This window comes from Streptomyces sp. NPDC056347 (assembly GCF_042262625.1).
GTDB lineage: Bacteria > Actinomycetota > Actinomycetes > Streptomycetales > Streptomycetaceae > Streptomyces.
The window spans coordinates 1-8704 of record NZ_JBHJQP010000249.1 but is presented as its reverse complement, the minus strand read 5'-3'; the positions used below and the strand labels follow the sequence as shown (position 1 = coordinate 8704).

5 protein-coding genes are annotated in these 8704 nt (G+C 71.8%); 2 read left to right on the top strand and 3 right to left on the bottom strand.

Annotation, left to right across the window (positions count from 1 at the left end; translation table 11 throughout):
• Window positions 1-19: 19 nt before the first annotated feature.
• Window positions 20-5014 carry an NAD-glutamate dehydrogenase gene (locus ACFCV8_RS34020; protein ID WP_376689373.1) on the bottom strand — a complete coding sequence of 1665 codons (4995 nt, stop codon included), beginning with the start codon at window positions 5012-5014 and terminating at the stop codon, window positions 20-22.
• A 426-nt stretch (window positions 5015-5440) separates the two neighbouring features.
• On the opposite strand from ACFCV8_RS34020, the gene ACFCV8_RS34015 reads away from it, so the two are divergent.
• Window positions 5441-6010 (top strand): DJ-1/PfpI family protein, encoded by a 570-nt coding sequence (locus ACFCV8_RS34015; protein ID WP_376689372.1) that lies wholly within the window; start codon window positions 5441-5443, stop codon window positions 6008-6010.
• Window positions 6011-6363: 353 nt separating this feature from the next.
• On the opposite strand, the gene ACFCV8_RS34010 is transcribed toward ACFCV8_RS34015, so the two are convergent.
• Window positions 6364-7041, bottom strand: coding sequence for an HAD family hydrolase (locus ACFCV8_RS34010; RefSeq protein ID WP_376689371.1), 678 nt, complete (start codon window positions 7039-7041; stop codon window positions 6364-6366).
• Window positions 7042-7106: 65 nt separating this feature from the next.
• A complete protein-coding gene (locus ACFCV8_RS34005; RefSeq protein WP_376689370.1) occupies window positions 7107-7613 on the bottom strand; it encodes a DUF6912 family protein in 507 nt (168 codons plus the stop codon).
• Window positions 7614-7905: 292 nt separating this feature from the next.
• Between ACFCV8_RS34005 and ACFCV8_RS34000 the strand changes: the two genes are divergently transcribed.
• The gene (locus ACFCV8_RS34000) at window positions 7906-8334 is read left to right on the top strand and encodes an Rv3235 family protein (RefSeq protein ID WP_376689369.1); all 429 of its coding nucleotides are present in this window, start codon (window positions 7906-7908) and stop codon (window positions 8332-8334) included.
• Window positions 8335-8704 lie beyond the last annotated feature (370 nt).

Here is an 8704-nt window from a genome sequence, read left to right as displayed (position 1 = left end):
GGCCGCCCCTCCTGCGATATCAGCCGTGCGTGCGCAGCAGCGTGCGCATCGTCCGCATCGCGACCGACAGGTTCGCCAGGTCGAAGGCGTCCGAGCTCCGGATCTCCTCCAGGGTGGAGCGCGAACGGGTCAGGATCGCCGCGTTCTTCCCCTCCCAGTCCTCGAACCGCTCCTCGGGCGTCGAGGTGCCGTTGCCCACCGACAGCACGTCCGCGGTGAGGGCGGCGTGCGCGGCGTACAGGTCCTCACGGATGGAGGCGCGGGCCATGGACTGCCAGCGGTCGGACCGCGGCAGCTCGATGATCCGGTCCATCAGCTGGGTGATGCCCAGCCGGTCCGCGAGGTCGTAGTACACCTCGGCGACGGCGAGCGGGTCCTTGCCCGTGCGGTCCGCGATCGCCACGATGTCCAGCGCCGGGAAGGCGGAGGAGAATCCGGCGACCCGCTGGGCCAGCTCGTCCGGGACGCCCGCCTCGCCGAGCTCCGCCAGGATCGACTCGTACCACTCCAGGTCGGCGCCCTTCAGCATCTTGGGCAGCTCGGCCCAGACCTGGTCGACGCCCGCCTTGAAGAAGTCGATCGTCTCGGCGATCTCCAGCGGCTGCGGCCGGTTGCCGAGCAGCCAGCGCGTTCCGCGCTCGACGAGCCGGCGGGAGTGCAGCCGGATGCGGGTCTGCACATCGGCGGCGACCTTGTTGTCGAGCGCCTCGACGGCGTCCCAGACCTGGCCGAGGCCGAAGATCTTGCGGGCCGCGAACTGCGCCCGGACGATCTCCTCGATCGAGGCGCCGGTCTCTTCCCGCAGCCGGTGCAGGAAGGTCGAACCGCCGCTGTTCACGGTGTCGTTGACCAGGACGGTGGTGATGATCTCGCGGCGCAGCGCGTGCCCGTCGACCGCCTCGGGGAACTGCTCGCGCAGTTGAGCGGGGAAGTAGGCGTGCAGCAGCTGCTGGAGGCGCGGGTCGTCCGGCAGGCTGGTCCGGATCAGCTCGCGGGCCGCGGTGATCTTCGTGTACGCGAGCAGCACGGCCAGCTCGGGCTGGCTGAGCCCCTTGCCGCCGTTGAGCAGTTCACGGATCTGCCGGTCGTTGGGCAGGAACTCCAGGCCGCGGTCGAGGTCGCCGTCCCGGCCCAGGCGGCGCATGAAGCGCTGGTGGGCGTGGAGCAGCGAGGCGGACTCGAAGGTGCCGTTGGCGAGCGCCACGTTCTGCGCGTAGTTGTTGCGCAGCACCAGGCGGCCGATCTCGTCGGTCATGTCGGCGAGCAGCTTGTTGCGCTGCTTGACGGTCATGTCGCCGTCCCGGACCAGGCCGTTGAGCAGGATCTTGATGTTCACCTCGTGGTCGGAGGTGTCCACACCGGCGCTGTTGTCGATCGCGTCGGTGTTGATCCGGCCGCCGCCGCGGGCGAACTCGATCCGGCCGAGCTGGGTGGCGCCGAGGTTTCCGCCCTCGCCGACGACCTTGGCCCGCAGGTCCTCGCCGTTGACGCGGATCGGGTCGTTGGCCTTGTCGCCGACGTCCGCGTTCGACTCGGCGGAGGACTTGATGTACGTACCGATGCCGCCGTTCCACACCAGGTCCACGGGGGCCTTGAGGATGGTCTGCATCAGGTCGGCGGGGGTCATCTTGGTGACTCCCGGCTCGATGCCGAGCGCCTCGCGGATGTGGGCGTTGACCGGGATCGACTTGGCGGTACGCGGGTGGATGCCGCCGCCCGCGGAGAGCAGGTCCTTGTCGTAGTCGGCCCAGGAGCTGCGGGGCAGCTCGAAGAGACGGCGCCGCTCGGCGTAGGAGGTGGCGGCGTCCGGGGTGGGGTCGAGGAAGATGTGCCGGTGGTCGAAGGCGGCGACCAGGCGGATGTGCTCCGAGAGCAACATGCCGTTGCCGAACACGTCACCGGACATGTCGCCGACGCCGACGACGGTGAAGTCCTCGGTCTGGGTGTCGTGGCCCAGCTCGCGGAAGTGCCGCTTGACGGACTCCCAGGCGCCGCGGGCGGTGATGCCCATGCCCTTGTGGTCGTAACCGGCCGAGCCGCCGGAGGCGAAGGCGTCGCCGAGCCAGAAGCCGTAGCCGACGGCGACCTCGTTGGCGATGTCGGAGAAGCTCGCGGTGCCCTTGTCGGCGGCGACGACCAGGTAGGTGTCGTCCTCGTCGTGCCGGACGACGTCCTTGGGCGGTACGACCTCACCGGCCACCATGTTGTCGGTGATGTCGAGCAGCGCCGAGATGAAGGTGCGGTACGAGGCGATGCCCTCGGCCATCCAGGCGTCGCGGTCGACGGCCGGGTCCGGGAGCCGCTTGGCGACGAACCCGCCCTTGGCGCCGACCGGCACGATGACGGTGTTCTTCACCATCTGCGCCTTGACCAGGCCGAGGATCTCGGTACGGAAGTCCTCGCGCCGGTCCGACCAGCGCAGGCCGCCTCGGGCGACCTTGCCGAAGCGCAGGTGCACGCCCTCGACGCGCGGCGAGTAGACCCAGATCTCGAAGGCGGGACGGGGCGCCGGGAGGTCCGGGATGGACTGCGGGTCGAACTTCATCGAGACGTACCCGTGCGGCTTGCCGTCCTCGTCCAGCTGGAAGAAGTTGGTGCGCAGGGTGGCCTTGATGACGGTGAGGAAGGAGCGCAGGATGCGGTCCTCGTCGAGCGAGGCGACCTGGTCCAGCGCGCCGTCCAGCTCCTCCAGGAGGCCGTCGGTCAGCTCGGTGCCGGCGTTCTGCCGCTCCGGGGACATCCGGGCCTCGAAGAGCGAGACCAGCAGCCGGGTGGTGTGCACGTTGTTGCGGAGCGTGCTCTCCATGTAGTCCTGGCTGAACGTGGAGCCGGCCTGGCGCAGGTACTTCGCGTAGGCGCGCAGCACCATCGCCTGGCGCCAGGTCAGCCCGGCGCCCAGGACCAGCGTGTTGAAGCCGTCGTTCTCGGCCTCGCCGGTCCACACGGCGGCGAAGGCGTCCTGGAAGCGGTCGCGGGCGTCGTCGGCGAGGTAACCGCCGTTGCCGCCGGTCTGCGGCATCCGGAGCCCGAAGTCGTAGATCCAGGCGTGCGTGCGGTCCGCGGTGCGCAGTTCGTACGGGCGCTCGTCGACGACCTCGACGCCGAGGCGCTGGAGGGCCGGGAGCACGGCGGAGAGGGAGACCTGCTCGCCGGTCCGGTAGATCTTGAAGCGGCGCTCGCCGGGGCCCGCGCCGACCGGCTCGTACAGGCTGAGGGCGAAGTCCTTGCCGTCCTTCTTGAGCGCTTCGAGGTGGACGAGGTCGGCCACCGCGGCGCGCGGGGTGTGGTCGGCCTTGTAGCCCTCGGGGAAGGAGTGGCCGTACTGGCGGAGCAGCTCGGCGGCGCGCTCCTCGCCGCACTCGGCGCCCAGCGCCTCCTGGAAGCCGTCGGCCCAGGAGCGGGCGGCCTCGACGAGCCGGGCCTCGATGCGGTCGGCCTCGGCGTCGGTGAGGTCGGGCAGCTCGGTGCCGGGGGCGACCCGGACGACGAAGTGCAGCCGGGAGAGGATCGACTCGGTGTTCCAGGCGGTGAAGTCGACGCTGGTGCCGCCCAGCTCCTCCTTGAGGATGTCGATCAGGCGCAGGCGCACGCCGGTGGTGTAGCGGTCGCGCGGCAGGTAGACGATCGCGGAGTAGTAGCGGCCGTACTCGTCCTGGCGCAGGTAGAGCCGCAGGCGCCGGCGCTCCTGGAGGTACAGCACGGAGGTGACGACGGAGCGCAGCTGGTCGACGGGCGTCTGGAAGAGATCGTCGCGGGGGTAGGTCTCCAGGATCTGGAGCAGGTCGCGGCCGTCGTGGCTGTTGGGCGAGAAGCCCGCGCCGTCCAGCACCTCGGCGACCTTGCGGCGGATGACGGGCACCCGGCGCACGGACTCGGTGTAGGCGGCGGAGGAGAACAGCCCGAGGAAGCGGCGCTCGCCGATGACGTTGCCGTCCGCGTCGAACTTCTTCACCCCGACGTAGTCGAGGTAGCTGGGGCGGTGGACCGTGGAACGGCTGTTGGCCTTGGTGAGGACGAGCAGCTTGCGCTCGCGGGCCTTGGCGCGGGCGTCGGCGGGCAGCCGGTCGAAGGAGGGGCTGACCGGGTGGGCCTCGTCGACGCTGTGGTGCGGGTCGGAGCGCAGGATGCCGAGGCCGGTGCCGGGGACGGCGGCCAGCGCGTCGGTGTCCTTCAGCTCGTACTCGCGGTAGCCCAGGAAGGTGAAGTGGTCGGCGGCGAGCCAGCGCAGCAGCTCCCGGGCCTCGTTCACCTCGTCGTCGCCGAGGCCGTCGAGCGGCTCGCCGGGCAGGTCGTCGGCGATGCGCAGCGCGGCCTCGCGCATCTTCTCCCAGTCCTCGACGGTCTCCCGTACGTCGGACAGGACACGGAGCAGGTCGGCGGCGATCTGCTGGAGGTCGGCGCGGTCGGTCTCGCGGTCGATCTCGACGTGGATCCAGGACTCGACGAGCGCGTCGTGCGGCAGCGCCGCCTTCGCTTCCTTGGTGCCCTTGCGGCTCGCGGTGACGCCGTCACCCTCGGTGAGGACCTCGATGAGCTTGCCGGTGACGTCACGGCGTACGACGACCTGCGGGTGGATCACGACGTGGATGCCGCGCCCCTGCCGGGACAGCTCGTTGGTGACGGAGTCGACCAGGAACGGCATGTCGTCGGTGACGACCTCGACGACCGTGTGACTGCACGTCCAGCCGTTCTCCTCGACCGTCGGGGTGTGCACCCGGACGTTCGCCGTGCCCTGCGGGCGCGTCTCGGCGAGGCGGTAGTGGGACGAGGCGGCGCCGAAGACGTCCACCGGGTCGCGGCCCGTGATGTCCTCGGGAGCGGTGTGCAGGTAGTAACGCTGGAGGTAGGAGAGGAGTACGTCCTGCCCGGGACGTTCCTGCGCGTCCCCGGTGCCCGCGACACGGACCCGGGAGCTCCCGCCCGGCCCGCCGACACCACCACCCGGACTGTTGTCAGCTACCTTGGCGGCCCGTTCGAGCAGCTCGGCCTTGGCTTCGTCCAGCTTGGTCTGCATGTCCTCTGACTCCTGTCGCGCGCCGTTGCGTGACGTAGGTGAGAAAAGCGACGTACCGCCACGACGCGGGGTATCCGGTCGGGATCGACGCTATGTCGCTATGAGAGATGCCCGGGACCATATTGGCCATTTTTGACAGTCGGTCCGTGCGGCGGGAATCAGCGACGGCCCGGGTGCGGTGGCACTCCGGGCGCAGGCCGGGGGCTTCGATGCCCCCGAGGCATATCGCGCTGATCACGGGGTCCAGGCTATATCGCCCGCCCCGGTGACCGTCACGAGCCGTTTGTGTAAAAAGATGAGCCGGAACTTTGACACTCTGGACAGCGCGCGGACCCGTGTTGCCGCACTCTGGGTACACGCGCCTACGCACAGGCACGTGCACGCGCAGGCACACGGAACAGGCCGACGAACCGCAGGAGCCCCGTCATGGCACCGAAGATCCTGATCGTCACCGGCGACGCCGCCGAGTCGCTGGAGGTCCTCTACCCCTACCAGAGGCTGCGCGAGGAGGGTTACGACGTCCACATCGCCGCCCCCGCCCGCAAGATCCTCCGGTTCGTGGTCCACGACTTCGAGCCCGGCTTCGACACGTACACCGAGAAGCCCGGCTACACCTGGCCCGCCGACCTGGCCTTCTCCGAGGTGGACCCCGGGGAGTACGTGGCGCTGGTCGTGCCGGGCGGCCGGGCACCGGAGTACCTGCGCAACGACGGGGAGCTCCGCAAGATCGTCAAGGCCTTCTTCGACTCGGACCGGCCGGTGGCCCAGATCTGCCACGGCCCGCTGATGACGGCGGCGGTCGGCGCGCTGGCCGGACGGCGGGTCACCGCCTATCCGGCCCTGGAGCCCGACATGCAGACGGCGGGCGCCGCCTTCGAGGACCACGAGGCGGTGGTCGACGGCACGCTGGTCTCCTCCCGGGCCTGGCCGGACCACTCTGCGTGGATGCGCGAATTCCTGAAGGTGCTGCGCGCCAAGGCCCCGGTCACCGCCTGACCCCTCGGCCACCTCCTCGTTTCCCGGTCGCTTCCTGGCCCCCCGGCGGCCGTACGGCCCTCCGGTCGCTGCCCGGCCTCTCCGGGGCCGCCCGGCCCCACCGACCGCCCGGCTTCTCAGCGCCCGCCCGGCCTCCCGGCCGCTGTCCGGTCCCCGGAACCGTACGGACTTGAACCGCTACGGCCGAACGGGTGACGCGACTCGGCCGGGCGGGGCCGTGCCGTCCCGTCCGGCCCGATCGTCCCGTGCCGACTCGTCCCGCCCGGCGCCCCGGTCTGGTCTGGTGCCCCCGTACGGGTCCCGTGCACCCCGCCCGACCCCGGCCCGTACCGCCCCGTCCCGGTCCGTGGTCGCTATCCGGCCAGTTCCTCGGCGAGCCGCGCGGCCTCGGCGAGGCTGTCCACCACCGGCACCCCGGCCGCCTCCAGGCTGGCCCTGCTGTGCGACCCGCCCGTGTACAGGACGGCCCTGGCTCCGACATGGGCGGCGGCCACCGCGTCGTCCACGGCGTCACCGATGACCACCGTGCGTTCGGGGGATATGCCGTCCCCGCCCAGCGCGGCGATGTGCCGCTCCATGTAGTGGGCCTTGCTGCCCCCGGACGGGCCGGTGCGCCCGTCGACCCGCAGGAAGTGACTCTCGATGCCGTACCCCCGCACCACGGGAACCAGGTCGTCGTGCGTGTACATGCTCAGGAGGGACTGGCTGCGCCCGGCCAGCCGCCACTGCGCGAGCAGTTCCTCGGCCCCCTCCGTCAGCCCGCAGGCGACCCGCCGCTCGGTGTAGTACCGGTGGAAGACCCCGTCCATCCGCTCCCACTCGGCCTCCGTGGGCAGCCGCCCCATCAGCCGTTCGTAGAAGCGCGGGATCGGTATGCAGTACATCTCGCGGTACTGCTCCAGCGTGATCGGCGCCACGCCGACCTCACCGAACGCGGCGTTCGTCGCGCCGACGACCGCGACGTTGTCGTCGAGCAGTGTGCCGTTCCAGTCCCAGACCAGATGCGTGCGGTGCTTCCCGTGCGTCCCCATGCGTAGAAAATACCTGCCGGGTACGACAGCCGTTCGAGAGTCGGCCCGATCGGCCGGTCACCCGTTCAGCCGATCAGGTTGGGGATCTCCTGGACGCCGAACCACAGCAGCTCGTGGTCCTCGGCGCCGTCCACGACGAACTGCGCGTCGTCGTCACCGAGGTCCGCCGCGCCCAGCGCCGCGGCCGCCGCCGTGACGTCCTTCTTCGCGTCGTCCGCGTCGACGTGCACCGCGGCGGCCCTGGCGAGCGCCACGGGCGCGGCGATCCGCACCTCGCCGAGCGAGGACGGGTCGAAGCTGTGGTCGGGGTCGGCGACGGCCGAGCCGTCCGGCACCTCGGCGGCCACGACGACGCGCCTGCGGACCGCGTCGGGGCTCTGCGCGATCATGCGCAGCGAGGCGGAGGCGGCCCGGTTGAGCGCCGCGTACTCCAGCTCCTCGATGTCGTCCGAGACGTACCACTCGCGCAGCGCGGGGGTCACCGCGTAGGCGGTGAGCGGGCCGGGGCCGATCTCGCCCGCCCCGTGCGCCGCTGCGAGACCGGACAGGGTCAGGGGGACGTACACGCGCATGGCCGGGCCGCTTTCGTAGTCGGAAACGCCCTCAGGATACGTGCGACGTCCCCCTTTGGAGTCACCTGTACCGGCACCACCGCGTCCACCCAGCAACCGTCCCCCACCCTCCCCGCGCCCGCCCCGCGCCCTGCCCGGTGCGGGCCGCGTCACCCGGATAGGTGATCCCGGCCGGTCGTCCTCCCGGGGCCTGCCCGGCTTGCGGCCGCCCGGCCGTCACCGTAGAAGGTCCCCCAGCAGAAGTTACCGCCCGGTATCCGACCGGGACTCTGAAGCACGGGGGCGATGATCGATGAGCACGAACAGGACCAGGCCCGGCGGCCGCCACGACCAGCGCAGGCCCGCCGCCGTCCCGCCGCAGCGCACCCGGGTTCCCCGGCGTGTACGCCCGCACCACTGGTTCGCCGAACGCCTCCTGGCGGTCCTCAGCGGCCAGCGCCCGGTGCACTGGATGCTCGGGCACACCATCGGCGAGGCCTACGACCAACTGGCCGAGCTGGCCCCGCTCACCCCGCTCGGCGCGCGCGGCGCCCGCCCGGTCATCCGCATGTGCCACGGCGCCCAGCCGGCCCCCGGGGTGGTGGAGGCCTTCGCGAGCATCGCGGCGGGCGAGCGGGTACGGGCCATGGCCTTCCGCCTGGAGCAGGGCAACGATCTGCGCTGGCGCTGCGCGGCGGTGGAGCTGGGCGGCGAGCGCCTCCCGGCACCGGCGCCCCGCTGACCGCCCACACCCACCCGCTCCGCCCGGGTCGGCCCGGCCCACCCAGCACACCCGCCCACCCCGCCCGAGTCGGCCCGGCCCACCCAGCACACCCGGCAAACCCCACCACGGCGCACACGGGCCGTATCCAAGCCGCTACGGCCCCGCTGGGCCTCCGAATCCCCGGGCGGGCCCCCCGGGGCCCGCCGCACGGCCCGCAACGCCCCACGGCCCCCGCAGGGCCCGCCCCGGAGCCCACAAGGCGCGGGGGTGCGGTCCACGGTCCCGAGGAACGCGAAAGAGGCCGGGGCCGGACGCCACCCGCACGCGTCCGACCCCGGCCCCGATCCGGCGGCCCCCCGCCCCCCCCCGAGGAGGCGGTGGCCGGCGG

What these genes read in the sequence shown, in the direction of transcription:
- ACFCV8_RS34000 (WP_376689369.1), top strand. Translation starts at nt 7,906, where the DNA reads ATGAGCACGAACAGGACCAGGCCCGGCGGCCGCCACGACCAGCGCAGG.
- ACFCV8_RS34020 (WP_376689373.1), bottom strand. Translation starts at nt 5,014, where the DNA reads ATGCAGACCAAGCTGGACGAAGCCAAGGCCGAGCTGCTCGAACGGGCC.
- ACFCV8_RS34015 (WP_376689372.1), top strand. Translation starts at nt 5,441, where the DNA reads ATGGCACCGAAGATCCTGATCGTCACCGGCGACGCCGCCGAGTCGCTG.
- ACFCV8_RS34010 (WP_376689371.1), bottom strand. Translation starts at nt 7,041, where the DNA reads ATGGGGACGCACGGGAAGCACCGCACGCATCTGGTCTGGGACTGGAAC.
- ACFCV8_RS34005 (WP_376689370.1), bottom strand. Translation starts at nt 7,613, where the DNA reads ATGCGCGTGTACGTCCCCCTGACCCTGTCCGGTCTCGCAGCGGCGCAC.